We start from the raw sequence: 24,641 nt of genomic DNA, 5'->3' as shown, positions 1-24,641 counted from the left end.
ATGCGATGCCTTCACTGCTTAGACGTCGCCGCGGCGGCTCACTACTCTTCCGCCATGTTCTTCGATCTTGTGCACTACGTCTTCATAATCGTGTTCGCGGTCCTTCCTCTGATGGTCGCATCCGGGTCCGTCCTTGCCGCGGTGCTTTCCGCCCCGCCCGGCCGCCATGGGTCCATGAGCCGGCGATGCGTCGTCATGGGACTGTTCGTGTCGCTCGCCGGCGCCTTGCTGATGGGGCTTGGCGCCTGGCTGGCGCATGAGGATTCACGGCGCGGCGGCCTCGAATCCCTTGGGATGCTGTTGATCACCCTCATTGGTGCGGGTCTGCTCGTCGCCGGTCTCGGCCCGCTGCCCGCGTGGCTGCTGGAGATCCCCGGCCCGTACGCGGAACGGCTGCCACTGCCGTTGCGCCTGGCGGTTCGCGACCTGGCCGGTCGCCGGGTACCCGCGGCGGGCGCGATCGCGCTGACGATGATGGTGACGGCCTTCGGCGTGGGGCTCACGGTCATCGCGGTCGGCGAAACGTCGCAGAGCAGGGCCGAATACTCTCCCCGTGCCCGGGCCGGCACCTTATTGGTCCGGCCGGGCACCTTCCTCCCGGCGTCTTTCTCGGCGGCCGATGCGGGCGCCGTGCGAGCGGCGATCGAACGGGAGCTACCCGGAGTGCCGATCGCCCAGAGCGAGCGCCCTTCGAGCGACTCTTGGCACTTCAGTGCGAGTGCGCAGAACGTCGAGATTCCGGAGGAGCCTCTCTACGAGTATCAGGCCATTGGTGACGAGAAACTGCTGCGGTATCTCACCGGCGATCAGTCCACTCCGTACGACGAGGGCACGGCCGTGGTGGTCACGTCGGCCGACGTGAAGGTCGACTCGGTGGACCTCTTCTATGAGATCAAGGAGAACGCCGACGTGATGGAGACCAAGACCGTGCCGGCTGTCATCGCCAGGACCTCCGACCCGCACATGGAGACGATTTTCGTCCCGTCGGCGATCGTGCGCGACCTCGGCTACCAGTTGCGGCCGGACGAGCTGATCGTCGATCCCACACTGCGCCGGGTCACGGTACAGGAGCAGAATCGCCTCGACGACCGGCTGGACGACGCGGTCGCGGAGATTTACGTCGAACGAGGTTTCGAAGCTTCGAGCGGGTGGGTTCCCGTCGTCGTGACGGCCCTTCTTGTCGCTCTCGCGGGTGCGCTGACCTCCGGCTTCGGCGAGGCCGCGAACGTGCGCCAGGGCCGGGTCTTCCTCTGCTGGCCGCCGCCTTCGGCGCGCTCCTGGCGCGTGAACAGTCGCGCGTCCCTGCATCCGCCGTGGGTGGTGCAGGCGGGGGGCGGTGGGAGGTCAGAGGCGGTTGACGTAGCGGGTGGCGGCGCGGTGGCTCATGCCGGTCTCGCCGCGGACCAGGAAGACGGCCTCGCGGACCTGACCGAGCGCCTTGAGCTCGCGGGCCTTGTCGACCATGTCGTCGCTGGGGGCCGGGCTGTTGCGGGGGCGATGGGTCAGGCGCACCGCCAGGATGATCAGGTAGATGATCGCGGCGGTGACGACGGCGGTGAGCGCGACAAGGCCCGGGGTGGAGATCGCCAGGCTGAGCATGCACTGATCGTAGCGCCGTCGCGGCGGCGGCGTCAGAGGCCGTTGGCGAACTGTGTCGTTCTAGCGCGATCGCCGTTTGACGGCCAGGGCGAGGAGAACGACTCCGGTGACGACGGCTATGACGACGAAGGCGGCGAAGAGCAGCATGAGTAATTCAGGGAGACCCATTTGCAGCATGTGGTGATCCTATCTGGCGATCACGGTCCGTCCGGAGGACGACTTCTCCCTGTGCTTGATAATGAATATTATGTCAAGTAGACCGTTCTCGCGACGATGCGTGACCGTGACCGTACGCTTGACCTTCAGTTGATTCGCTGTTCTCGCAAGGTCGTGGCCCGTAGGGTGGGAATCTGCTATCGCGCCGCGAGAGGAGCAGCACGTGGGGAACCAATCGGTTTTATGCCCGGTCTGTCAGGGGGTTCTGCCTGCTTCGGGGCGGGATTCGTACACAACGCTGCGGGGGCGGCTCATCGTCACGAACGGTTACTGCGGGGGTGGCTGCGAGGAGCGGCTGGCCGAGGCGGAGCAGACGCGCCAGATGACGCGCCCGGTGGCGCCGATGCAGCAGCAGGTTCAGCAGCCGGGCGCGCAGGTGCCGCCGGCTCGCGTGGCGCCCGCGTTGCGCGCGGTTCGCTGACCGGGCTCGGTCGCCGGGGGCCGCGTCGCGTGTGACGCGGTGCGGGGTGTCGGTGGGGGGCCACTCCCCTGGTTTCGTGTGCTGGTCAGTGGTGGCCGTCTGTGGTGTGCCAGTAGTCGCGGGTCTGGACGGCGAGGCCGTCGGGGTCGAAGCGGGCGAAGACGCAGCCGGCGAGGGTGACGGGTGCGCCGTTGTCGATGGTGTGGGCGTGGAATTCGATGGCCGCCTGGTCTCCGTCGACGATGGGTGTGGCGAAGGTGATCCTGGGGTCCGTCTCGTTGGTGAATGACCAGCGGATGTAGTCGGCGATGGCCCCTCTCCCCCGGTGTGGCGGGCGGAAGGGCATCGAGGTGTGGACGGCGTCGTCGGCGTACAGGGTGAGGATGCTGTCGACGTCGTGGTGGGTCCATCCGTGTTGCCAGGTGTCGGCGAAGCGTTGTGCGGCGGTTCGGGGGTCCATGGTGGTCATTGTGGTGGTCGGCGCGGGTTTGTGCGGGCTGTTTCGGAGGCGGGTTCAGCGGGGCCGGTAGGGGCGCGTGGTGGTGACGGCGTGCAGCGGGAGTGGCCCGTACAGGTGGGGGTAGCCGCCTTCGTCGCGGATGTCGAGGCCGGTGGGGTCGATCTCGAGGATGACCAGGGGTTCGGTGAGGTGGGCGTAGAAGGTGTCGTGGACCTCGTGGAGTTGGGTGAGGTCGTGGCTGCAGTGGATGAAGCCCTCCTGGTCGAGGGTGCGGCCGAGGGTGGAGACGCGGTAGTCGCCGGCTGATCGGGCGTGCTGCCAGTCGGTGTGGCGGGCGAGGTGGAGGATGGTCATGGGGTCCACTCGCTTTCGAGCATGGCGTAGATGACCTCGTCGGCCCATTCGCCTTTGACGTGTTCGTTGTGGATGAGGTGGGCTTCGCGGCGCATGCCGAGTTTTTCCAGGACGCGGGCGGAGGCGGTGTTGCGTCCGTCGAGGCGGCCGACGATGCGGTGCAGGTGGAGGTCCTGGAAGCCGAGGCGGAGCAGGGGTGCGCCGACTTCGGTGGCGTAGCCGTGTCCGTGGTGGTCGGGGTGGAGGACGTAACCGATCTCGCCTTGGCGGTGGTGGGCGCTGGTCCAGATGAGGATGCAGTTGCCGATGAGGCGGCCGGTGTCGCGCAGGGTGATGGCGAGGTCGAGGGCGTCGCCTTCGTGGTGGAGGGCGGTGCGGGTGATCTTCTTGTCGAGGTGGGTGCGGACGGTGTCGAGGTCGCGGGGTTCCCAGTAGAGGTAGCGGGCGACGTCGGGGCGGGATTCGTAGGCGTGCAGGTCGTGGAGGTCGGCGGTGGTGAAGGGGCGGAGGAGCAGGCGGTCGGTGGTGATCGGGTAGCGGGGTCGGAGCACGTGGGCAGTGTAGGGAACGGTCAGGTGGGGGGCGAGGCGTTTTCGATGGCGATGGTGAGGAGTGTGCGGGTTTCGTGGACGGGGCGTTGTTCGACGAGTTGTTCGAGCCAGAGGGCGGAGACGGTGGTGTAGAGGAGGCGGACGCGGGGGTGGTCGGGTGGGTGGGCGAGGGTTTGGGCGATGAGGTGGACGCAGCCGTCGGTCCAGCGGCGGGCGATCTGCTGGAGGACGGGGTCGCGGCCGGCGTGGACGTAGAGCTCCCAGAGGCCGAGTTGGCGGTGGCGGTCGGCGGTGGCGATCTGGTCGGCCAGGGCGGTGAGGCCGTGGTCGGTGATCCAGGTGTGGAGGGTGGTGAGCTCGGTCTGGACGAGTTGGGCGAAGGCTTCGGCGAGGAGTTGGTCGCGGGAGGTGAAGTAGTAGGTGGTGGCGGCGAGGGGCAGGTGGGCGCGGTGGGCGACGGCGCGGTGGGTGACGGCGGCGAAGCCGCCTTGGGTGAGGAGTTCGACGGCGGCGGTGAGGAGGGTGGCGCGTCGTCTGCGTCCGCGTTCTTGGGGTGGTGGGGTGTGGGAGGTCAATGGCCACCTGCGAGGTTGAGGACGACGACGCCGATGATGATGAGGAGGATACCGCCGATCTTGAAGGGGGTCAGGGTTTCGCCGAGGAGGAGGGTGCCGATGAGGGCGATGGCGGCGGTGCCGGCTCCTGACCAGATGGCGTAGGCGGTGCCCATGTCGAGGTGGAGTTTGAGGGCTTGGGCGAGGAGGGCGAAGGAGGTGAGGTAGCCGGTGGCGGCGGCTGCGGTCCAGGCGTGGTGGGTGAGGCCGTCGCTGAGTTTGAGGGCGGTGGTGGCGATGATCTCGGTGGCGATGGCGAGGGCGAGGAGGAGCCAGGCCATGGGGGTCTCCTTCGGAGGAGTGGGACGCTCGTACCAGTTTAGTTCTGGAGGTTGCATGGAGCTCGGCGTGTAGTTAACCTATGAATCGAGTTGGAGGTTTCCTCTCAGGAGAGTTTCAGCGAGGAGGTAGACATGCTGCTCACGACCATCGACCCGTTCGTCCAGGAGTTCGAGCGCCAGTTCGACCGGCTCGCGCGAGCCACTCTTGGCGAGCCGGCCGGGATGCCGATGGACGGGGTTCGTCGCAAGGACGACGTCCTGCTCCGCTTCGACCTGCCGGGCATCGACCCCGACTCGATCGAGGTCACCGTCGACCGGGGGGTGCTGACCGTCGGCGCCAGGCGTGAGGAGGCGCTGGAGGAGGACGACCGTCCGTTCCTGCGTGAGCGCCGGATGGGCGCCTTCACCCGTCGCGTCTACCTGTCGGAGCACCTCGACGCCGAGCGGATCGAGGCCGGCTACTCCGGCGGGGTGCTGACGGTGCGGATTCCGGTGCTGGAGAAGGCCAAGCCACGCAAGGTGGCGGTGCAGCGGGGTAAGGACGTCAAGGCCATCGTGGCCTGATCCGGTGAGGGGGTTCGCATGACTTCGCTTCCTTTCGACGACAGCCGTGCGCCCCTCTACACGTTGGGCCAGGTGGCCGACATGCTGCAGGTGCAGCAGGCGTTCCTGCGCAGGCTAGATTCGCACGAGGTGGTGAGCCCGCGGCGTTCGCAGGGCGGGCAGCGGCGCTACTCGCGTGACGACATCGTGCGGGTGCGGGAGGTGATCCGGCTGACCGGTGAGGGCATGACGCTCGTCTCGGTCGGCCGGATCCTGGAGTTGGAGCGTGAGGTGGCCGTGCTGAGGGCGCGGCTGGCCGAGTGTGAGAAGCGGTTGAAAAGCTAGTCGAAAGCGTGTTCCACTGTGGGGTGTGGGTTGGGACGCGCTTTCGCTGGTGGACGTCGACGACGACCGTCCGCTGATCGAGCGGCGCGCGGTTCTGCGGGGCGGGTTCTATGAGACGCAGACCCGCACGATGATCGAGCGGGTGCCGCGGACCGCGGGCATCGCCCAGCGGTGGGCGGTCTCGCCCTACCGGGGTTGCGCCCATGCCTGCCGCGGCTGCGGTGCCCGTGCGGGTCACCGGCGGCTGGGTCTGGATTCCGGGCCTGATTTCGACACTCGCGTCGTGGTGAAGGCGAACGCGGTGGAGCGGTTGCGTGCCGAGCTGGGCCGCTGGGGTGGTGAGCCGATCGCGGTGGGTGTGACGGGTGACTGTTATCAGGAGGCCGAGCGGACTTATCGGTTGATGCCGGGTGTGGTGGAGGCGCTGGCCGGGGCGGGGGTGGCGTTCACCGTCTATACCAAGAGCCCGTTGGTGGTGCGTGACGCCGGGTTGCTGGCGCGTACGGGGGCGCAGGTGGCGGTGTCGATCGCGTTCGTCGACGAGCGGATCCGGCGGGCGGTGGAGCCGGGGGCGGTCGGTGGGCAGGCTCGGTTGGAGTTGGTGTCGGCGCTGGTGGAGGCGGGGGTGGCGTGCCGGGTGCTGATGGCGCCGGTGTTGCCGTTGCTGAGCGACGCGGCCGATCAGTTGTCGGCGACGGTGCGGCGGATCGCGGCGGCGGGGGCGGCGGCGGTGGAGCCGGTGGTGTTGCGGCTGCCGCCGGGTACGCGGCAGTGGTACATGTCGTGGCTGGCCGGTGCGCATCCGCGTCTGGTGGAGCGTTATGAGGAGCTCTACGATGCCGCGGGGCTCCCCTCCCCTGCGTATGAGCAGCGCATCATGGGGCAGATCGGGCAGTTGTGTGAGATGTACGGGATGCGGTCGGGGGCGCCTGAGCAGGTGGCGCGGGCGCCGCGGTTCCCGCAGTTGTCGCTGGTCTGAGAATTCGTTTGACGGCGTTGTTAGCGTGCTGCGTATGCAACAGATCATCGATGTGGAGCGGTTCGTCGCCGACGGTTTCGTCAAGGTGGAGTCGGTGGTGCCGCGTGAGGTGGCCGATAAGGCGCGGGCGGGGTTGTGGCGGCAGATCGGCCTGTCCCCCGATGATCCGGCGGGGTGGACGCAGCCGGTGGTGTGGGCGGCCGATCTGACGGGGGCCGGGCCGTTCGGTGAGATCGTGCGGAGTCCGCGGCTGGGCGAGGCGCTGGATCTGGTGGCCGGGCGGGGCGGGTGGCTGCCGATGGGTTCCCTGGGCAATATCCCGGTCCGTTTCCCGAAGGTGCCGCCGGCCGATGATCGCGGGTGGCATATCGACTCCAACACCCAGGGGGCGGATGGCACGTGGGGGGTGAGCGGGCGGCCGTCGACGATGTTGCTGCTCGTGTTGCTGTCGGAGGTGGGGGCGGAGGACGCGCCGACCCGGATCCGGGTGGGTTCGCAGCGGGACGTGGCGGCGTTGCTGGCGGAGCGGGATGGTGAGGTCCTGGATCCGTTCGTGGCCGGTCCGATGGTCGATCGGGTGAGCGTGGAGCGGCCGGTGGCGCATGCGGTGGGGCGGCCAGGTGATGTATTCCTGGTGCATCCGTTCACGGTGCACGCGGCTGACGAGCATCTGGGGAGCCGGCCGCGGTTCATGTCGCAGGCGCCGGTGATGCTGGTCAGGCCGTGGGCGCCCGATGACGAGACGGCGCTGGGGCGGGCGGTGCGGGGCTGAGGTCCGGCCACTCCCCCGGCGTGGTGTCGGTGGCGGGTTCTAGGCTGGCCGGATGAGGATTCGTGAGGGTGGGCCGGAGGATGTGGCGGCGGTGCTGGGCATGTTCGACAGCGCCGTGGCGTTCCTGGTGGCGCGTGGGCGCACCGGGCAGTGGGGTGCCGATCCGTTCACCGGTGATCCCAGACGCGCCGCGCAGGTGGAGGGCTGGGCCGGGGGTGGTGGGATGCGCATCGCGGAGGTCGATGGCGAGCCCGCGGGGTGTGTCGTGGTGGGGGCGCCGCACGATTATGTGACGCCGGCGCGGGAGCCGGAGCTGTACGTGCAGGTGCTGGTGATCGATCAGCGGTTCTCGGGCCGTGGGGTGGGGCGGGCGCTGCTCGGCTGGGCGCTGGAGGAGGCGGCGCGGCGTGGGGTGGGGCTGGTGCGGGTCGACTGTTACGCCGGTGACGACGGCCGGTTGGTGGCCTATTACGAGGGGTGTGGTTTCACCCGGGCCGAGCCGTTCACGGTCGGTGCGTGGCCCGGGATGATCCTTCAGCGTCGTCTGTCTCCGTCCGGCGCTTGATGACGCCGGCCGCGCGGGTGACCGCGCGGCCGGGGGTGGTCGCCTGTCCGGGTGTGTCGCGTTCCCTGCGTCGTGGTCGGAGCCGGTCGTCACCGGCTGCCGTTGAGGGCGCTGCCCTTCTTCCACTGGGTGAAGGACATCTGCCAGAATCCCCAGCCGTTGTTCCATTCGAGCTCGCGGTCGGTGCCGGTGACGTCGACGATGTCGCCGCGCTGCATGTTGTCGTGGAACCATTTGGCCTGGTCGGGGCGGGAGTTGATGCAGCCGTGGCTGACGTTGCGGACGCCCTGGGCCCAGACGTTGTCCTTGGCGTGGACGTACTCGCCGGAGTTGGAGATGCGTACGGCGTGGTTGATCATCACGTCGTAGTACTCGGGGTCGTCCTTCTCGCGGCCTGGGGAGATCATGCGGACGGGGTTAGCGCGTTCCATGGTGAGGTGGACGCCGGAGGTGGTGGTGTATTCGCGGGTGGTGGCCTTGCCGGCGCTGATGCGCATGGTCTGGACGCGTTTGCCGTCGCGGTAGACGTACATCATGTGTTTCTTGACGTCGACCTTGCTGATGACCTTGGCGCCGATCTTGAGGGTGGTGGTGTAGTCCTTGACGCCGTACATGCCCTTGCCGGCTTTCACGCCTTCGAGGTCGGCGGTGAATTTGATCTTCTGGTGGGCGGGCCAGTAGGTGGCGGTGCGGTAGATGACGACGGTGTCGTTGATCCAGCGCCAGGCGCCCTTGACGGGCTTTTCGGCGTCGACGTCGAGGGCGCGTTCGACGGAGGCCTTGTCGGAGACGGGCTGGTTGAAGGTGACGATGATGGGGGCGCCGACGCCGAGTTTCTCGCCTTTGGCGTTGGGGGTGACGTCGGCGACGGCGAGTTCGATGGCGGGTTTGAGGGTGCGGAACTCGCTGGTGACGCTGGTGACGCCGGAGGCGGCGGTGACGGTGTAGTCGGTGGAGGGCTTGAGGGGGCCCTTGGAGACCCATCGGGTCTTGTCGGCGTTGTACTTGCCTTCGACTTGTTCGTCCGCGCCTTCGACGATGACGTTGTCCAGGGTGCCGCCGGCGGCGGCGACGACGATCTTCTTGTCGGGGCTGACGTTGGAGCTGCCTTCGGCGGGTGAGATTTTGATCGTCGGCGCCTGTGGGGAGGCCGAGATGGTGGCGCCGGGTGCGCCGTCGCCGTTGGTGGCGGCGTTGCCGTTCGAGCATGCCGCGGTCAGGGCAGCCGCGGTGAGCAGGGCGATGCCCGCCGCGGGCTTCCTCCAACCAGGCGTCATGTTCACGTCAGTCCTTCCTAATGCGCGCAAAGTGCACCCCAAAACTCTAATGCTCCTGCATGTAAGACGCGGAAGCATTTAGGAGAGTTCGGTCACATTTGGATCACTTATCGCGGCCAGTCGCAGGTCAACGGCCGGTCAAGAAAAGGGAAAGCCGGATTGGTCAGCGCTGGGCGGACCGCTCACCGAGGCGGTGGGTGAGGCCGGTGTGGCGCCGTCCGGCGCCCCTGGTGCGGACGGCCTGGGCCAGCGCCCGGCGGGAGCCGACGATGACGACGAGTCTCTTGGCCCGGGTGATCGCGGTGTAGAGGAGGTTGCGCTGCAGCATCATCCAGGCGCTGGTGGCCAGCGGGATGACCACGGCGGGGTACTCGCTGCCCTGGGAGCGGTGGATGGAGACCGCGTAGGCGTGGGTGAGTTCGTCGAGCTCGTCGAAGGCGTAGTCGACCTGCTCGTCCTCGTCGGTCAGGACGGTCAGCTTGTGCTCGTCGGGGCGGATGTCGACGACGATGCCGACGGTGCCGTTGAAGACGCCGGCGGCGCCCTTGTCGTAGTTGTTGCGCAGCTGGGTGACCTTGTCGCCGACGCGGAACACCCGGCCGCCGTAGCGGCGTTCGGGCATGCCCTCGCGGGCGGGGGTGAGCGCGTCCTGCAGGGCGGTGTTGAGGGCGCCGGCGCCGGCCGCGCCGCGGTGCATGGGGGCCAGCACCTGGATGTCGCGGCGGGCGTCGAGGCCGAACTTGCGCGGGATGCGCCGGGCGACCACGTCGACGGTCAGGGCGGCGATCTCCTCGGGCTCCTCGCAGGGGAACAGGAAGAAGTCCTTCATGCCTTCGAGGACGGGGTGGCGGCCGGTGTTGACGCGGTGGGCGTTGACCACCACGCCGGACTCCTGGGCCTGGCGGAAGATCTGCGTGAGCCGTACGCGGGGGACGTCGTCGGCGGCGAGCAGGTCTTTGAGCACCTCGCCGGCGCCGACGGAGGGCAGTTGGTCGACGTCGCCGACGAACAGCAGGTGGGCGCCGGGCGCGACGGCCTTGACGAGTTTGTTGGCCAGCAGCAGGTCGAGCATGGAGGCCTCGTCGACCACGACGAGGTCGGCGTCGAGGGGGTTGTCGCGGTCGAAGGTGGCCTCGCCGCCGGGCCGCAGCTGCAGCAGCCGGTGCACGGTGGTGGCCTCGTGGCCGGTCAGCTCGGCCAGGCGTTTGGCGGCGCGGCCGGTGGGCGCGGCCAGGATGACGCGGGCGCGTTTGGCGCGGGCCAGGGTGACGATGGAGCGGACGGTGAAGCTCTTGCCGCAGCCGGGCCCGCCGGTCAGCACCGCGACCTTCTCCGTCAGCGCGAGCCGGACGGCCTGGCGCTGCTCGGCGGCCAGTTCGGCGCCGGTCTGGCCGTGCAGCCAGGTCTCGGCCTTGTCCCAGTCGACGTCGGCGAACACCTTAAGCCGGTCGTGGCCGCCGCGCAGCAGCGTCAGCAGGCCGGAGGCCAGCGACAGCTCGGCGCGGTGGAAGGGCAGCAGGTAGACGGCCGGGACGAGGTTGTCTCCCGCCGGAAGGTCCTCGCGGACCACGCCCTGCTCGGCGACGAGTTCGTCCAGGCAGCGGCTGACCAGGTCGGCGGGCACGTCGAGGATCTTGACGGCGTCGCCGACGAGGTTGGGGGCGGGCAGGTAGCAGTGGCCGTCGTCGGCCGCCTGCGACAGGGTGTAGCGCAGGCCGGCCTTGACGCGTTCGGGGCTGTCGTGCGGGATGCCGACGGCCTGGGCGATGGTGTCGGCGGTCTTGAAGCCGATCCCCCACACGTCGTCGGCCAGCTTGTAGGGCTGGGTCCTGACGACGGAGATGGACGCCTCGCCGTACTCCTTGAAGATGCGGACGGCGATGGAGGTGGACACGCCGACGCCCTGCAGGAAGATCATCACCTCTTTGATGATCTTCTGTTCCTCCCAGGCGGCGGCGATCATCCTGGTGCGTTTGGGGCCGAGTCCGGGCACCTCGACGAGGCGTTCGGGGGTCTGCTCGATGACCTCCAGGGTGTCGGTGCCGAAGTGGTCGACGATGCGTTCGGCCATCTTCGGGCCGATGCCCTTGATGAGGCCGGAGCCCAGGTAGCGGCGGATGCCCTGGACGGTGGCGGGCAGCACGGTGGTGTAGGACCACACCTCGAACTGCCTGCCGTAGCGGGGGTGGGAGGTCCAGCGGCCGGTCAGCCGCAGCGACTCCCCCACCTGGGCGCCCAGCAGCGGCCCGACCACGGTCAGCAGGTCGGCGCCGGACCGGTCGGTCGCCACCCGGGCGATCGTGTAGCCGGTCTCCTCGTTGGCGTAGGTGACGCGTTCAAGGACGGCGTCCAAGGCGACGGCGCCTGGACCGTCCTGCCCCTGTGTCATGGAACTCTCACCCCCTCACGTCGTGGGCCAGATTAGAGCAGCGGCCGTTCTTCTTCACGTTCACGCCCGCCTCCTCGGCCGGGTGGCGAACGTGTGCCGGAGCTGGTGCGGGTGCAGCCCGGTGATCCCGGCCTGACGGCCGATGCGCTCCACGAGCTCGTAGACGTCCTTACGGTCGAGCCGCCGCCCGGAGGCGGACACGAACAGCGGCCCGGTGAGCTGCTCCACCGTGATCCCGGCGCGCTCGGCGCGGTGGGTCAGGTAGCCGTCGATCGCGTGCGCCGCCGCGGGCGGGACCTTCCGTGTCTTCGGCTCGTCGGCCTTGCCGGCGATCCGCAGGGTGCGGTGGCCGCGCTCGTGCCCGAGGTCGGTCAGCTGCGCGGCCAGGGCTTCGGTGACGCGGACGCTGGTCTGCGTGAGCAGCCGGATGAGCGCCGCCGTGCGGAGTCGTTCCCGGCCGTGGTCGTGGTCGGCGGCGTGCAACAGGTCACGGGCTTGGGCGCGGGTGAGGCCCACGGTCTCGCGGTGCTGCCGGTTCACCTTCGGCCGCCGGGTGCCCTTGAACCGGTTGGCGTCGATCACGTCCTCGTCGGACAGGTGGTCGTACCAGGACGACACGGCCGAGATCCGCAGGTTCATCGTCTTGGGCGGGATCGGCTTACCGGCTCGTCGTTCCAGCCAGCGTGTGTAGACGTCGCCGTGAGACTTGCGCGCCTGCAGCGGGTCGAGGCCGGTCTCGGCGCAGAAGCCGAACCATCGCTCGATCTCGCGCCGGTAGGTGTCGCGGGTGTTCGGGGAGTCGTAGGACAGCAGCCACGCCTTCGTCAGGTCGCGCACGTGGCCGGGCAGACCGGGCGGGAACACGATGGCGCTGCCCGGACGCGACGCCGGCTCGGTGGAACGGGGGGCGGGGATCTCGGTGATCGCCTGCAGCGGGGCGGGGGTGGCCGCGGCGTGGAGCCGTGCGCCGGGAGTCGTCATCGGCTGACCTCCTGCGGGGCGTTCCTCGGCTTCAGGGTTCGTGTCGCTGATGGACGCCGGCATGGGGCGCCGGCCGGCGTGGTCGCTCAACGCTCCTGACTGCGGCGCTGCACGCGGCGTTCCCAGCTGTTCGGGTGGCGGATGACCACGCCGGAGGTGCCGCCGTTGCCGGTGAGCCGGACCCGCGGCGTGCCGGGCAGGCGCTCGGAGGTGGTCTTGTCCTTGAAGCCGCCGAGGCCGTCGTTCATCTGCGAGGTCTCCGCCACCCACCCGTCGGGGATGATGATCGTGACTCCGCCGGTCTGGCCGTGCGCTTCTATGGCGATCTCGGGCAGCCGGCATTCGGTCTGGGTGAAGTCGAGCTTGGCGCTGCCCAGGCCGCCGTACACGGTGATCTGCGCGGGTACCCGCCAGCGTCCCGTCCGTGCCGCGCCGTTGAGGCCTCCTTTGAGGACCAGCGGCTCCGCGGGGACCTCCTGGGGCAGGTCGGCGGTGAGCGGCGTCAGTTCGGCGTAGGTCTTGGCGTTCAGTGCCAGCTCCAGCCGGACTTCCAGTTCGGTGAAGTCGAGGCGCCCTTCGGCGGCGGCCATGTTCAGCCGCTCCACCACCGCTTCGCGTTCGTCGTGGGAGACGCGCATCTGCTGAGGGCGGATGGGGGCCGGCTGCTGGTTGTCGCCCATGATGTTCGCTTTCGGGTGGGGTGAACTCCTTCGGGGGGTTCCGAGGAGATCACCACCCTATAACCGCGATTATGGGGGGTCATGAATGATCATGCTCGTCCCCGGCGGAGACCTTCGCGGCTCCGATCCGCCGTATGCGTTCGGTGCCCCATGTCCCCAGGCCGGCCAGGGCGGCGTTGAGCGAGACGCCGTGCTCCGTCAGGGAGTACTCGACCTTCGGAGGCACCTGGCGGTACACCTCACGGTGCACGAGACCGTCCTCCTCCATCTCCCGCAGATGCTGGATCAGCATCTTCTCGCTGACGCCCGGCAGGCCGCGCCGCAGCTCGGCGAACCGGCGGGTCCCGTGGTGGTCCAGCTCCCAGAGGATCAGCGACTTCCACTTGCCGGCGACCACGTCCATCGCCGCGTCGACGCCGCAGAAGTAGGGGCCCCGTCGTGCCGCTGTCGCCATCCGGCCGCTCCAAAGCCGTACTTACCCACACGTAAGTACCTGACTAAATAGTGAGTACTGGTCAACTCTACCGGTAGCCGAAAGGATCGTCGCGACGATGAACCGAAGGGGGCACCGAACATGACGAGCGATGACAACGTGCAGGTGAGCGTTCTCGGGCTGGGGGCGATGGGGAGCGCTCTGGCGGGCGCCCTGGTGCGGGCCGGATATCCGGCGACGGTCTGGAACCGCTCACCGGGCAAGGCGGAGGACCTGGTCGCGCGGGGCGCGCGGCTCGCCGCCACGGCCGGTGACGCGGTCCGGGGCGGCCGGCTGGTGATCGCCTGCCTGCTGGACCACGCGTCGGTCCGTGAGGTGCTCGATCCGCTCGCCGGCGAGCTGGCCGGCCGGGCCCTGATCAACGTGACCACGACGCGGCCGGCTCAGTCACGGGAGATGGCCGCCTGGGCGGCCCAGGCCAGGGTCGCGTATCTGGACGGCGGGATCATGGCCGTACCGGACATGATCGGCCGGCCGGGGGCGTCGATCCTCTACAGCGGGTCGGCCGAGGTCTTCGATCAGCACAGGCCGCTGCTCGACCTGTGGGGAGGCAGCACCTACTTCGGTGACGACGCCGGACTGGCGTCCCTGTACGACCTCGCCCTGCTCTCGGGCATGTACGTGATGTTCGCCGGGTTCATGCACGGCGCCGCCATGGTCGCGCCGGCCGGCGTGACGGCGCGCGAGTTCGCCGCCATGGCCGCGCCCTTCCTGACCGCCATGACCGGCGGCTTCCAGGAGTACGCCGCGGTCATCGACGGCGGTGACTACACCGTCGAAGGACAGCAGAGCCTTGAGTTCTCCGACCTCGGCGACCTCCTGGCCGCCAGCTCCGACCAGGGCGTCAGCACCGAGGTGGTCGCCATGGTCCAGCGCCTCATCCAGCGGCAGATCGACGCGGGCCACGGAAAGGAGGGCTTCGCCCGGATCTTCGAGAGCATCAGGCGACCGGGCTGACGGCTCGCCCGGCGGCCGCCTGGCGGGCGCTCGTCCCAGCGGTGTTGGACAACGCCCGCCCTTCGCGGGCATGGTGGGCGGCATGCGGCAGGAGGATATCTGGGACGCCGAGACCGCCCGGCGCTATGACACGCCGGGCGCCGGCATGTTCGCGCCCGAGGTTCTGGGCCCGGCCGTGGACCGTCTCGCCGAGCTCGCGGGCGGAGGGCGGGCGTTGGAGTTCGCCATCGGGACCGGCCGCGTGGCCGTGCCGCTCGCAGGGAGAGGGGTGCGTGTCGCCAGCATCGAGTTGTCACCTCCGATGATCGACCAGCTGCGGACGAAGGTGGACGAAGCGACGATCCCGGTCGTCGTCGGCGACATGGCGACCGCGGTCGCGCCGGGAGAGTACGCGCTCGTCTATCTCGTCTTCAACACGATCTCCAACCTGCTCACTCAGGCCGAGCAGGTCGCCTGCTTCCGCAACGCCGCCCGTCATCTCACGCCGGGCGGCCGGTTCGTGATCGAGCTGTGGGTGCCCGAGTTGCGCGCGCTTCCGCCGGGGCGGCAGGCCACGGTCTTCCAGTGCGAGCCCGGCTCCATCGGCCTGGACACCTACGACGTGCTGGGCCAGCGGATCGTCTCCCACCACTTCAGGTTCGACGAGAGCGGGCAGGCTCAGTTGTTCCGCAGCCCTCACCGTTACATCTGGCCGGCCGAGCTGGACCTCATGGCTCAGCTGGCCGGCTTCGAGCTGGAGGACAGGCACGCCGACTGGGCCGGAGCCGACTTCACCGCGCAGTCGCGTTCCCACGTGTCCGTCTACCGTCTCCCCCGGCACTGACTTCTCACGTCCGGGAGACATGATGCCCGACCCGAAGACCACCGTCGACGTGGTCGTCCTCACCATGAACGACCGGCCTGACGCGTTCCCGCGGGCCATGGCCTCCCTGCTGGGCCAGCGGGGCGTCGATCTGCGGGTGGTCGTCGTCGGTAACGGGGTCGAGCCCGACCATGTCCCGGCCGGCGTGCGCGCGGTGACCCTGCCCGCCAACGAGGGCATCCCGCAGGGCCGCAACGTGGGCGCGGACGCGCTGGCCGGTGAGGACGGAGGCGAGTTCGTCTTCTTCTTCGACAACGACGCCGTCCTGCCCGCCCAGGACACGCTCGCCCGGCTCGTCGCCGAGGCCCGCCGCCACCCCGAAGCCGCCTACGTACAGCCCCGGATCGCCGACCCCGACACGGGCGCGACCCTGCGCCGGTGGGTTCCGCGGCTGCGCGCGGGCGACGCCACCCGGCCGGGCACGATCACCGTCATGGCCGAGGGCGTGGTCCTCGTGCGCCGTGCCGACTACGAGCGGGCCGGGGGCTGGCCGGGTCACTTCTTCCTCTTCCACGAGGGCGTCGATCTGGCGTGGCGGCTGTGGGACCTCGGGCGCAGCGGCTGGTACGCGCCTGACGTCGTCATCCACCACCCCGCCACCGACCCCGCCCGGCATGCCGACTTCTACCGGTTCGTCGCCCGCAACCGGGTCTGGCTCGCCTACCGCCGCCTGCCCGCTCTTTTGATCCCGCTCTATCTGGCGAACTGGACGCTGCTCAGCGTGGCCCGGTTCCGGTCGCGCGCCAGCCTCGCCGTCTGGTTCGCCGGTCTGCGGGAGGGGATGAGGGGCGGGCACGGGTCGCGCCGGCCGATGTCCTGGCGCACCGTGCTGCGGCTGACTCGTGGTGGCCGTCCTCCGATCGTCTGAGCACGGGCGCCACGCTGGTACGGTACGCGGATGTTCGCGATCTTCTTGGGGGACGGCGCCGAGTTGCGCCCGTTGGAGCCGTGGCAGGCCGAGGAGTTCCTCGCCCACCTGGACCGGGCGCGTGACGCGGTGGACCCGTGGGTCCCGTGGGCGAGCCGCAGCACCGATCTGGACTCGGCGTGCGCCTCGCTGCAGCGCTACGCCGACCTGGCCGCCCGTGACGCGGGCCGGCTGTACGGCATCTGGCTGGACGGCACGCTCGTCGGCGGGATCATGTTCGTGGCCTTCGACGCCGTCGCGGGCACCTGCGAGATCGGCTGCTGGCTGGAGCCGGCCGGGCAGGGGCGGGGGCTGATCAACCGGGCCGCGGGACGTCTCATCGACTGGGCGGTGCACGTGCGCGGCATCCGCCGGGTCGAGTGGCTCACCCGCCTGGAGAACACCGCCAGCCGCAACGTCGCCCAGCGGCTCGGCATGCGGCTGGACGGGGTGCTGCGCGAGCAGTTCCCGTACCGGGGAGTCCGCCACGACACCGAGGTCTGGTCGCTGCTGGCGGCGGAGTGGGCGGGCCGCTCAGCCGAGCACGGCCAGTGACGGGACGGCCAGTGAGGGCACGGTCAGTTTCCGCCTCCGGAGCTGTCGCACCCGAACGAGTCGGTAGCGCCCGGCATGGGGTTCGCGTGCGGTTCGATCACGATCCCGCTGGGCGTCCTGCGGCGGGTGACGGACCTGCGTGAGAGGGCGAGCCAGGCTTGCCGGACGACGATGACCGCCACCGCGGCGAGAGATCCGGCCGCCAGGATCGTCGAGAAGGTCATCCACACCTCGCTGGGAGAGTCGACATGTCCTTTGTATGATCTTATACGGAGGCGCGATGGTCAGACTCGTGATCGGCGTGGCGCTCGTGGCGGCGCTGGCCGCCCGGTGCGGTGAGGCTCCGCCCTCCCCTGCCACGCCCTCCCCCGCCTCCTCCGCCTCGCCGGCAGGGTCGGCGGGGTGCGCGGCCGGGCCGGTGCTGGCGCGTGGCGAGCATCTGATGTCCTTTGGCGGGCTGCAGCGCAGGTTCCTGTTGTCGCTGCCCGCCGGTCTGGGCCCGCACCCGGTGCTGCTCAACCTGCACGGCATGGGGTCCAACGCGGTCGAGCAGGCCGTCTACAGCCGGTTGCCCGACGTGGGGGCGCGGCGCGGCTACATCGTGGCCACCCCGCAGTCGGCCGAGGGCAGGTTCGGCTGGACCCTGCCGCACATGGGCGGCCCCGACGACACCGGGTTCCTGGGCGCGCTGCTCGACCGGCTCGAACAGGGCCTGTGCGTCGACCGCCGCCACGAGTTCGCGGCCGGCATGTCGCTGGGGGCCGGCATGTCGGCCGGGCTGGTGTGCGCCCTGAACGGCCGGCTGGCCGGCGTCGGGCTGGTCGCCGGGGTCAACATCGTGCGGCCCTGCGACGATCCGCAGCCGACGACGGTCATCGCCTTCCACGGGGTCGCCGACCGGGTCGTCCCCTACGAGGGCGGCCCTCCCCTGCGGTTCGCCTCGGAGAAGCTGCGCAAGCTGGGCGCGCTGGTCAAGCTGCCGCCCGTCGAGCAGGCGGCCGGCGGCTGGGCGCGCGCGTTCGGCTGCACCGGCCGCGCCGACGGCACTCCCGCCCGAGGGGTACGGCTGCGCGGCTGGACGGCGTGCCGGGGCGGTGTGACGGTGCGGCTCTACACCGTGCGCGACGGCGGCCACACCTGGCCCGGGGCGCGAGAGGTGCCCCGGCTGGGCGCCACCACCCGCGCGCTGGACGCCACCGGCGCCATCCTCGACGCCTTCGACGCCGCGCCGCCCCGCTGAGGACGCCACACGACCCTGCCGAAGACGTCACGCCGCCGGTGCGAGGGCGCCCGGCGCCGGAGAGCCGCGTCGCCTGGCTGTGAACCCCGGGGATTCGGGCCTACCGGCCGGGACCGGGGGCCGGTAAGACAGGCTCGGGCCCCTGAACAGAACGGCATGCCATGAGCGACGACGTACGCATCATCCTGGAGGCCGTGCCGCGCGCCGGCCTGACCGCCGAACGGCTGCGCCAGGCCGTGGCCGAGCATCCCGGCGTGCTGGCCGAGCTCGACGTGGCCGACCCGGCGGAGCTCCTCGTGCCGTACGCCGCGGCTCTCGGGCACGACCCGGGCGACGACGCGCCCTTCCGCGCGTGCGTCTTCGACCCGGTGGGCAACCGGTCCGTCGAGCTGCGCGGCACGCTGGACCGGCCCGAACGGGCCGAGGTGCGGCCCAGCGCCTTCACCCCGCAGCCCGGCAGCGGCGAGCTGACCGCGGCCGCCGCCATCCTGCGCGCCGACCCGGGATTTCCGGCCGGTGACGACATCGTGGTCTACCGGCCGATGCCGCCGCTGGCCGACCTGGAGAACCCCGACGGCACCACCGTGCGCCGTCCCACTCTCGGCGTCTACACGCCCGGCGACCCGACCGGGGTGCGGCACCGGATCGTCGCGGTCGACATCATGGGCCGCGGCGTCGACTGGACGCCGGCCGGCGTGAACGTGCGCATGCACCACGACTGCGAGGACAGTGTGCCGGTCGGGGTGGACGCGCTCGCCGACCACGGCGGGCCCGACCAGGTGCGGGTGCGGGTCGTCCGGGGCGAGACGGAGCTGTGGAATCTGCTGGTCGTGCGGCCGCGCGCGTCGGCGCCGCAGAACCCGGGCGTCGGCAGCGGTGTGGAGCTGCGCGACGTCCGTTATCGCGGGCGGCTGCTGCTGCGGCAGGCGCACGTGCCCATCCTCAACGTCGAGTACGAGGAGGGCACCACCTTCCGCGACGACGTCAGCGCCGAGACCCGTTTCTCGGCCACCGGCCGCGACCCGGTCGGCTGGGGATGGCGGCTGTGTGACGGCCCGCCCCGCACGATCCTGGAGCGGCCGCACACCGATGCCGGCAACTTCCAGGGCGTCGCCCTCCATCACGACGGTGAGCGGCTGCGGATCGTCAGCGAGCTGCAGGCCGGCTGGTACCGCTACGCCAGTGACTGGCGGCTGGGCGACGACGGCGTCGTCCAGCCGAGGTTCGGCTTCGCCGCCACCGCCAACCCGATGACCTGCCAGGTGCATCGCCACCACGCCTACTGGCGGTTCGACTTCGACATCGGCGGCGCCGCGGGCGACGTGGTGGAGCAGCTGGACGAGGGGCCGATCAGCCCCGATCCGGTGCCGATCGTCCGTGAGACGTCGCGCAGGCGACGCTCGGGCCGGTTCTGGCGGGTGCGCGACGGCTCGTCCGGCCGTGGCTACCAGATCCACCCCGGGCCGTTCGACGGCACCGCCGACGCCTACGGGGTGTCCGACCTGTGGTTCCTGCGCCACCATCCGGCCGAGCTCGACGACGGCAATCCCGGGCCGCGCGACCGGGCGGCGCTCGACCGGTTCGTCAACGGCGAGAGCATCCACGGCGCCAACGTCGTCGTCTGGTACGCCGGCCACTACTTCCACGACCAGGCCCACCCGCAGCCGCACCAGGGTGAGCTGATCGGGCCGGACCTGATCCCGATCTGAGATTAGGCTGGGCGACCATGAGTCAGGATGTGGAGCGGCCGGGACAGGTGGAAGAGGCGACGGCGCGGGCGTTGCTGCGCAGGCTGGCCGTCGAGCAGGCCGAATGCCGGGTGCCGTCGATCGTCGCGGCCATCGTGCGTGACGGCCGCACGGCGTGGTTCGGCTCGCGCGGGCGGGTCGGTGGCGCCGCGCCCACGCCCGCCACCCAGTACCGGCTGGGGTCGATCACCAAGCCGCTGGTGGCCGCGGTCGTGATGCGGATGCGCGACGAGGGTCTGCTCGACCTGCTCGACCCCGTGGGCAAGCATCTGCCGGACGTGCCGGCCGGTGAGCTGACGATCGCGCAGTTGCTGTCGCACACCGGCGGGCTGACCGCCGAGCCGCCCACGGTCTGGTGGGAACGCACGGCCGGGGTCGCGGTCGACGACCTGCTGGCGCGGCTCGGGCCGGGTGACGTCAAGCACCGGCCGGGCCGCCGTTTCCACTACAGCAACGTCGGGTTCGCGCTGCTCGGTGAGCTGGTCGCCCGGCTGCGCGGGGTGTCGTGGCTGCGGGCGGTGCGGGCGGAGATCCTCGAGCCGCTCGGCATGGACGCCACCACCGCGCGGCCGCGCTCGCCGCACGCGACCGGTTACGCCGTCCATCCGTACGCGGACGTGCTGCTGCCCGAGCCCGAGCACGACGCCGCCGCCATGGCGCCCGCCGGGCAGTTGTGGTCCACCGCCGACGACCTGGCCCGGTGGGCGGCGTTCGTCGCGGGTGACACCGGTGGTGTGCTGTCGCCTGACACGCTGGCCGAGATGCGCGAGCCCGCCACGGTCGACGACGGTGACGCCTGGACCGGCGGGTTCGGCCTCGGGCTGCAGCTGACCCGGCACGCGGGGCGGCGGCTGGCCGGGCACGGCGGGTCGATGCCCGGGTTCCTGTCGATGGTGTGGGCCGATCCGGCCGACCGGGTGGGCGTGCTGTTCATGGCCAACACGACCTCCGGGGTCAGCCGCACCCTGCCGACCGACCTGCTGGGCATCCTCGACGAGTACGAGCCGCGGCTGCCGGCCGAGTGGCGGCCTGTGGCGGCCGATCCCGATCTGCTGGCCATGACGGGGGTGTGGCACTGGGGGCCGGCGCCGTACGTTCTGCGGTTGCTGCCGGAGCGGGGGCTGTCGCTGGAGCCGGCGGGCGGCGGCGGGCGGGCCTCGCGGTTCGTGGCGCGCCAGGACGGCACCTGGGTGGGGCTCGACGGCTACTACGCGGGTGAGACGCTGCGGCTGGCGCCCGACCATCTCGACCTCAACACGTTCATCTTCACCCGCACGCCCTACGATCCGGACGCGCCCGTGCCGGGCGGGGTCGCCGGCTGGGAGTCCTGAGCGCCGCCGGCGGGGACATCTCAGCCAGGCAGCAGCTCGCTGAGCAGCTTCTCGGTGCGGGATCGGATGTCGTCGCGGATCGGCCGGACGGCCTCGATGCCCTGCCCGGCCGGGTCGTCGAGCTTCCAGTCCTCATATCGCTTGCCAGGAAAGATTGGGCAGGCGTCGCCGCAGCCCATGGTGATGACCACATCCGAGGCCTCGACCGCGTCGACGGTGAGGACCTTGGGCTGCTCGCTGGTGATGTCGATGCCGACCTCGCGCATCGCCTCGACCGCGACCGGGTTGACCTGGTCGGCGGGCGCGGATCCCGCGGAGCGCACGTCGACCAGGTCGCCGGCCAGATGAGTGAGCCAGCCGGCGGCCATCTGGGAGCGTCCGGCGTTGTGCACGCAGACGAACAGGACGGAGGGCTTGTCAGGCACGGGCGGGCTCCTTGGCGATGAACAGGCGGCGGCCGGCCAGGCTGACGTAGACGAGGGCGACCAGGACGGGGACCTCGATGAGCGGGCCGACCACCCCGGCCAGCGCCTGGCCGGAGGTGACGCCGAAGACGCCGACCGCGACCGCGATGGCCAGTTCGAAGTTGTTGCCGGCGGCGGTGAAGGCGAGGGTGGTGGTGCGGTCGTAGGGCAGGCCGATCGCCTTGCCGGTCAGGAAGCCGCCGCCCCACATGAGGGCGAAGTAGGCCAGCAGCGGCAGCGCGATACGGGCCACGTCCGCGGGCTGGGAGGTGATCGTGTGGCCTTGCAGGGCGAACAGGATGACGATGGTGAACAGCAGGCCGTACAGGGCGATCGGGCCGATGCGCGGCAGGAAGCGCTGCTCGTACCAGGTGCGGCCGCGGGCGCGCTCGCCCAGCTTGCGAGAGGCGTAGCCCGCGAGCAGCGGTATTCCGAGGAAAACGAGCACGTAGAAGGCGATGTCCCAGGCCGAGACGGCGAGCGCGGACTCCGGCAGGCTAAGCCAGCCGGGCAGCACCTGCAGATAGAACCAGCCCAGCGCGCCGAAGGCGATCACCTGGAAGACGGAGTTGAGCGCGACCAGGACAGCGGCGGCCTCGCGGTCGCCACAGGCCAGGTCGTTCCAGATGAGCACCATGGCGATGCACCGGGCCAGCCCGACGATGATCAGGCCCGTGCGGTACTCCGGCAAATCCGGCAGCAGGAGCCACGCCAGCGCGAACATGAGGGCCGGGCCGAGTGCCCAGTTCAGCACCAGCGAGGCGATCAGCAGGCGGCGGTCGCCGGTTACGGTGCCGAGGCGGTCGTAGCGGACTTTGGCCAGCACCGGGTACATCATCAGCAACAGGCCGAGCGCGATCGGCAGCGAGATCTCCCCGATCTTGACGGCGTCCAGCGCGGCGTCCAGGCCCGGCACCAGGCGGCCGAGCAGCAGCCCGACCCCCATGGCCGCGATGATCCACACTGGCAGGAACCGGTCCAGCCTCGACAGGGCATCGAACACGTGGGCGGGCGGCGCGCCGGCCTGTGCGGGTTCGGCGGCCATCACTGCGGAACCGCCGGTGCGGTGGCGGGCGGGGTCAGCAATGCCGACAGCTCGCCCAACGTTTCGGGCACCAGCCGGTAGTACACCCATGACGCGCGGCGCTCGGCGGCCAGCAGTCCGACCTCCTTGAGCACCTTCAGGTGGTGGCTGATGGTCGGCTGGGACAGCTCGAACGCGCCGGTGACGTCGCACACGCACACCTCGCCGCCCGCGCGGCTGGCCACGATCGACAGGATGCGCAGCCGTACCGGATCGCCCAGCGCCTTGAACACGCGCGCCACCCCCGCCGCCTGCTCGGCGTCCAGCGGTTCGCGGGTCAGCGGCGGGCTGCACTCCAGGATCTCCAGCAGTTCCATCCGCACTCTCCGTATAGACATTCATCGAAATAACTACCTGTCTATATTGACATGCGTCTCTGCCGACTCGGCACGTGAGGTTGCTCTCAGCCGGCCGGAACACCGATGTCGGCCGGCATCGACACCATGGTGTCGATGGGCGTCAACGGCGTCGAGTTCTTCAAGCACCCCTACGAGTTTGGCGTCCGCAAGGCCAAGGAGGTGCTGTTCACCTCCGGCTCGCTCAGCGCCCGCGACGCCGGGCGGATCGGCATGATCAACCGGGTCGTGGTGCACGACCCGGTCGTCGAACCCGCCTTCTTGACGTCCTCCCGGCCCTGAAGAACCGGGATTCCGACCGTCGCCGGCCGGCTTCCTGCTTCACCGCCGGTCGCCCGCCCGACAGAGGACTCCCGTTGAGGTCTTACACCGGCCCAGGGGTCTCCTCGGAGGTTCCCGATGAAGAGGTTCGCCCGGTGACGGGTGAGGCGCCGCCCGGCCCGATCAGGTGAGCGTGCCGAAGAAGGCGCGCAGGTCGGAGACGAGCAGGTCGGGCGCCTCCAGGGCGGCGAAGTGGCCGCCGCGGTCGAACTCCGTCCAGCGCACCACGTGGTGCGCCCGCTCGGCGAGCGGGCGCACGGAGAAGTCGGTGGTGAACACCGCCGCGGCCGTGGGCACCGTGCCGCGCGGCAGGGGCCGCCACATGCCGGGGTCGTTGAACCGCTCGAAGTAGGTGTGGGCGGCCGAGCCGGCGGTGCCGGTGAACCAGTAGACGCTCACATCGGTGAGGATCCGGTCGCGGTCGACCGCGTCCTCGGGCAGCTTGGCCGCCGGATCCGTCCACTCGTAGAACTTCTCCACGATCCAGGCCAGCTGTCCCGCCGGGGAGTCGTGCAGCGCGTGGGCGATGGTCTGCGGCCGGGTGCCCTGGAGCATCATGTACGCGCCGGAGCGCTCCCGCCACTGCTCCATCCCGGCCAGCCGCTCACGCTCGGCCTCGTTCAGTGACTCCATCTCCGCCGGGTCGCCCGTGGGGAACGTGAGCAGGGCGTTGACGTGCACGCCGATGACGCGCTCGGGCGCGGCCTGCCCCATCAGCGGGGCGATGAACGCGCCGACGTCGCCGCCCTGCACGCCGTAGCGCTGGTAGCCGAGCCGGGCCATCAGCTCGGTCAGCGCGGAGGCGGTGCGGTCGTCGGTCCAGCCGGTGCCGGGCAGCGGGCCGGAGAAGCCGTAGCCGGGCAGCGACGGGATCACCAGGTGGAAGGCGTCGGCGGGGTCGCCGCCGTGCGCCGCCGGGTCGGTGAGCGGGCCGATCAGGTCGAGGAACTCCACGACGGAGCCCGGCCACCCGTGCACGAGCATCAGCGGGGTGGCGTCCGGCTCGGCCGAGCGGACGTGCATGAAGTGCACGTTCGCGCCGTCGATGGTGGTGGTGAAGTGCGGGTGGGAGTTGAGCTCCGCCTCGTGCGCCCGCCAGTCGTAGCCGCCGGCCCAGTGGTCGGCCAGCTCGCGCAGGTAGGAGGTCGGCACCCCGCGCTCCCAGCCGGCGCCGGGCAGGTCGGGGGTCCACCGGGTGCGGGCCAGCCGTTCGCGCAGGTCGTCGAGGTCGGCCTGGGGAATGTCGATCCGGTACGGCCGGACGGAGGTGTCGTTGGTCATGGCTCGACCCTAGAA

General features: G+C 70.5%; 29 protein-coding genes. 14 read left to right on the top strand and 15 right to left on the bottom strand.

Features of this window, described 5'->3' with window-relative positions; genetic code table 11:
- The first annotated feature begins 54 nt into the window (after positions 1–54).
- Positions 55–1,752 carry a hypothetical protein gene (locus tag AC5L3X_RS30275; RefSeq protein ID WP_494861484.1) on the top strand — a complete coding sequence of 566 codons (1,698 nt, stop codon included), beginning with the start codon at positions 55–57 and terminating at the stop codon, positions 1,750–1,752.
- A gap of 569 nt (positions 1,753–2,321) precedes the next feature.
- Here the strand turns inward: AC5L3X_RS30275 and AC5L3X_RS30270 are convergent.
- From AC5L3X_RS30270 to AC5L3X_RS30250, 5 genes are read right to left on the bottom strand one after another with little or no spacing between them, the layout of a single operon-like run.
- Positions 2,322–2,696 (bottom strand): nuclear transport factor 2 family protein, encoded by a 375-nt coding sequence (locus tag AC5L3X_RS30270; protein WP_494861482.1) that lies wholly within the window; start codon positions 2,694–2,696, stop codon positions 2,322–2,324.
- Positions 2,697–2,750: 54 nt separating this feature from the next.
- Complete coding sequence (locus AC5L3X_RS30265) at positions 2,751–3,050, bottom strand: DUF952 domain-containing protein (RefSeq protein ID WP_189122778.1); 300 nt, start codon at positions 3,048–3,050, stop codon at positions 2,751–2,753.
- Positions 3,047–3,601 (bottom strand): GNAT family N-acetyltransferase, encoded by a 555-nt coding sequence (locus AC5L3X_RS30260; RefSeq protein ID WP_494861481.1) that lies wholly within the window; start codon positions 3,599–3,601, stop codon positions 3,047–3,049. Before AC5L3X_RS30260 ends, AC5L3X_RS30265 begins: the two co-directional genes overlap by 4 nt.
- A gap of 20 nt (positions 3,602–3,621) precedes the next feature.
- Complete coding sequence (locus tag AC5L3X_RS30255) at positions 3,622–4,176, bottom strand: TetR/AcrR family transcriptional regulator (protein WP_225262283.1); 555 nt, start codon at positions 4,174–4,176, stop codon at positions 3,622–3,624.
- Positions 4,173–4,496, bottom strand: a complete 324-nt coding sequence (locus AC5L3X_RS30250) for a DMT family transporter (RefSeq protein ID WP_494861479.1) — start codon at positions 4,494–4,496, stop codon at positions 4,173–4,175. The genes AC5L3X_RS30255 and AC5L3X_RS30250 overlap by 4 nt, the downstream gene beginning before the upstream one ends.
- A 132-nt stretch (positions 4,497–4,628) precedes the next feature.
- Here AC5L3X_RS30250 and AC5L3X_RS30245 point away from each other — a divergent pair, with 132 nt between their 5' ends.
- Genes AC5L3X_RS30245 through AC5L3X_RS30225 form a run of 5 tightly spaced genes read left to right on the top strand, consistent with a single transcriptional unit; the run spans position 4,629 to position 7,700 of the window.
- Positions 4,629–5,060 carry an Hsp20/alpha crystallin family protein gene (locus AC5L3X_RS30245; RefSeq protein ID WP_494861477.1) on the top strand — a complete coding sequence of 144 codons (432 nt, stop codon included), beginning with the start codon at positions 4,629–4,631 and terminating at the stop codon, positions 5,058–5,060.
- 18 nt (positions 5,061–5,078) lie between these two features.
- Positions 5,079–5,384 carry a MerR family transcriptional regulator gene (locus tag AC5L3X_RS30240; RefSeq protein ID WP_189122774.1) on the top strand — a complete coding sequence of 102 codons (306 nt, stop codon included), beginning with the start codon at positions 5,079–5,081 and terminating at the stop codon, positions 5,382–5,384.
- Between the two features lie 49 nt (positions 5,385–5,433).
- Positions 5,434–6,363: a radical SAM protein gene (locus AC5L3X_RS30235; protein ID WP_494861475.1), complete on the top strand. Its 930-nt coding sequence runs from the start codon at positions 5,434–5,436 to the stop codon at positions 6,361–6,363.
- 34 nt (positions 6,364–6,397) lie between these two features.
- The gene (locus AC5L3X_RS30230) at positions 6,398–7,135 is read left to right on the top strand and encodes a phytanoyl-CoA dioxygenase family protein (protein WP_494861473.1); all 738 of its coding nucleotides are present in this window, start codon (positions 6,398–6,400) and stop codon (positions 7,133–7,135) included.
- Between the two features lie 52 nt (positions 7,136–7,187).
- The gene (locus AC5L3X_RS30225; protein WP_189122773.1) at positions 7,188–7,700 is read left to right on the top strand and encodes a GNAT family N-acetyltransferase; all 513 of its coding nucleotides are present in this window, start codon (positions 7,188–7,190) and stop codon (positions 7,698–7,700) included.
- Positions 7,701–7,789: 89 nt separating this feature from the next.
- Here AC5L3X_RS30225 and AC5L3X_RS30220 read toward each other — a convergent pair whose 3' ends face one another.
- The 5 genes from AC5L3X_RS30220 to AC5L3X_RS30200 all read right to left on the bottom strand — a co-directional run bounded on the left by AC5L3X_RS30220 (position 7,790) and on the right by AC5L3X_RS30200 (position 13,481).
- Positions 7,790–8,977, bottom strand: a complete 1,188-nt coding sequence (locus AC5L3X_RS30220; protein WP_494861471.1) for a L,D-transpeptidase — start codon at positions 8,975–8,977, stop codon at positions 7,790–7,792.
- 163 nt (positions 8,978–9,140) lie between these two features.
- The gene (recD2, locus tag AC5L3X_RS30215) at positions 9,141–11,366 is read right to left on the bottom strand and encodes an SF1B family DNA helicase RecD2 (RefSeq protein ID WP_494861470.1); all 2,226 of its coding nucleotides are present in this window, start codon (positions 11,364–11,366) and stop codon (positions 9,141–9,143) included.
- A 60-nt stretch (positions 11,367–11,426) separates the two neighbouring features.
- Positions 11,427–12,347: a tyrosine-type recombinase/integrase gene (locus AC5L3X_RS30210; protein ID WP_494861468.1), complete on the bottom strand. Its 921-nt coding sequence runs from the start codon at positions 12,345–12,347 to the stop codon at positions 11,427–11,429.
- An 86-nt stretch (positions 12,348–12,433) separates the two neighbouring features.
- Positions 12,434–13,027: a DUF1707 SHOCT-like domain-containing protein gene (locus tag AC5L3X_RS30205; protein WP_494861466.1), complete on the bottom strand. Its 594-nt coding sequence runs from the start codon at positions 13,025–13,027 to the stop codon at positions 12,434–12,436.
- A gap of 79 nt (positions 13,028–13,106) precedes the next feature.
- On the bottom strand, positions 13,107–13,481 hold the full coding sequence (locus AC5L3X_RS30200) for a winged helix-turn-helix transcriptional regulator (RefSeq protein ID WP_494861464.1): 375 nt from the start codon (positions 13,479–13,481) through the stop codon (positions 13,107–13,109).
- A 120-nt stretch (positions 13,482–13,601) separates the two neighbouring features.
- On the opposite strand from AC5L3X_RS30200, the gene AC5L3X_RS30195 reads away from it, so the two are divergent.
- The 4 genes from AC5L3X_RS30195 to AC5L3X_RS30180 all read left to right on the top strand — a co-directional run bounded on the left by AC5L3X_RS30195 (position 13,602) and on the right by AC5L3X_RS30180 (position 16,801).
- Complete coding sequence (locus AC5L3X_RS30195) at positions 13,602–14,477, top strand: NAD(P)-dependent oxidoreductase (protein WP_494861462.1); 876 nt, start codon at positions 13,602–13,604, stop codon at positions 14,475–14,477.
- Positions 14,478–14,559: 82 nt separating this feature from the next.
- Positions 14,560–15,300 (top strand): class I SAM-dependent DNA methyltransferase, encoded by a 741-nt coding sequence (locus AC5L3X_RS30190; protein WP_494861460.1) that lies wholly within the window; start codon positions 14,560–14,562, stop codon positions 15,298–15,300.
- Between the two features lie 22 nt (positions 15,301–15,322).
- Entirely contained in the window at positions 15,323–16,207 is an 885-nt protein-coding gene (locus AC5L3X_RS30185; protein WP_494861459.1) for a glycosyltransferase family 2 protein, read from the top strand.
- Between the two features lie 30 nt (positions 16,208–16,237).
- Complete coding sequence (locus AC5L3X_RS30180; RefSeq protein ID WP_494861458.1) at positions 16,238–16,801, top strand: GNAT family N-acetyltransferase; 564 nt, start codon at positions 16,238–16,240, stop codon at positions 16,799–16,801.
- Between the two features lie 23 nt (positions 16,802–16,824).
- Here the strand turns inward: AC5L3X_RS30180 and AC5L3X_RS30175 are convergent, their stop codons facing one another.
- Complete coding sequence (locus tag AC5L3X_RS30175) at positions 16,825–17,025, bottom strand: hypothetical protein (protein ID WP_494861457.1); 201 nt, start codon at positions 17,023–17,025, stop codon at positions 16,825–16,827.
- Positions 17,026–17,081: 56 nt separating this feature from the next.
- Between AC5L3X_RS30175 and AC5L3X_RS30170 the strand changes: the two genes are divergently transcribed.
- The 3 genes from AC5L3X_RS30170 (at position 17,082) to AC5L3X_RS30160 (ending at position 21,120) form a co-directional block, all read left to right on the top strand.
- On the top strand, positions 17,082–18,041 hold the full coding sequence (locus tag AC5L3X_RS30170; protein WP_494861456.1) for a CE1 family esterase: 960 nt from the start codon (positions 17,082–17,084) through the stop codon (positions 18,039–18,041).
- 161 nt (positions 18,042–18,202) lie between these two features.
- Positions 18,203–19,750 (top strand): hypothetical protein, encoded by a 1,548-nt coding sequence (locus AC5L3X_RS30165; protein WP_494861454.1) that lies wholly within the window; start codon positions 18,203–18,205, stop codon positions 19,748–19,750.
- A 17-nt stretch (positions 19,751–19,767) separates the two neighbouring features.
- Entirely contained in the window at positions 19,768–21,120 is a 1,353-nt protein-coding gene (locus AC5L3X_RS30160; RefSeq protein WP_494861453.1) for a serine hydrolase domain-containing protein, read from the top strand.
- A 20-nt stretch (positions 21,121–21,140) separates the two neighbouring features.
- Here the strand turns inward: AC5L3X_RS30160 and AC5L3X_RS30155 are convergent, their stop codons facing one another.
- The 3 genes from AC5L3X_RS30155 to AC5L3X_RS30145 are packed head-to-tail and all read right to left on the bottom strand — an operon-like array spanning position 21,141 to position 22,985.
- Positions 21,141–21,545 carry an arsenate reductase ArsC gene (locus tag AC5L3X_RS30155; RefSeq protein ID WP_189122640.1) on the bottom strand — a complete coding sequence of 135 codons (405 nt, stop codon included), beginning with the start codon at positions 21,543–21,545 and terminating at the stop codon, positions 21,141–21,143.
- A complete protein-coding gene (arsB, locus tag AC5L3X_RS30150) occupies positions 21,538–22,629 on the bottom strand; it encodes an ACR3 family arsenite efflux transporter (protein WP_494861452.1) in 1,092 nt (363 codons plus the stop codon). Before arsB ends, AC5L3X_RS30155 begins: the two co-directional genes overlap by 8 nt.
- Positions 22,629–22,985, bottom strand: a complete 357-nt coding sequence (locus tag AC5L3X_RS30145) for an ArsR/SmtB family transcription factor (RefSeq protein WP_189122638.1) — start codon at positions 22,983–22,985, stop codon at positions 22,629–22,631. Before AC5L3X_RS30145 ends, arsB begins: the two co-directional genes overlap by 1 nt.
- Before the next feature lie 105 nt (positions 22,986–23,090).
- Between AC5L3X_RS30145 and AC5L3X_RS30140 the strand changes: the two genes are divergently transcribed.
- Positions 23,091–23,306 carry a hypothetical protein gene (locus AC5L3X_RS30140; protein WP_189122637.1) on the top strand — a complete coding sequence of 72 codons (216 nt, stop codon included), beginning with the start codon at positions 23,091–23,093 and terminating at the stop codon, positions 23,304–23,306.
- Positions 23,307–23,468: 162 nt separating this feature from the next.
- On the opposite strand, the gene AC5L3X_RS30135 is transcribed toward AC5L3X_RS30140, so the two are convergent.
- Entirely contained in the window at positions 23,469–24,626 is a 1,158-nt protein-coding gene (locus tag AC5L3X_RS30135) for an epoxide hydrolase family protein (RefSeq protein WP_494861451.1), read from the bottom strand.
- Positions 24,627–24,641: the final 15 nt, after the last annotated feature.

The sequence above is a fragment of the Nonomuraea sp. CX421 genome (assembly GCF_059358955.1).
The sequence above is the reverse complement of the archived record's forward strand: the minus strand, read 5'-3'. Positions and strand labels throughout refer to the sequence as shown.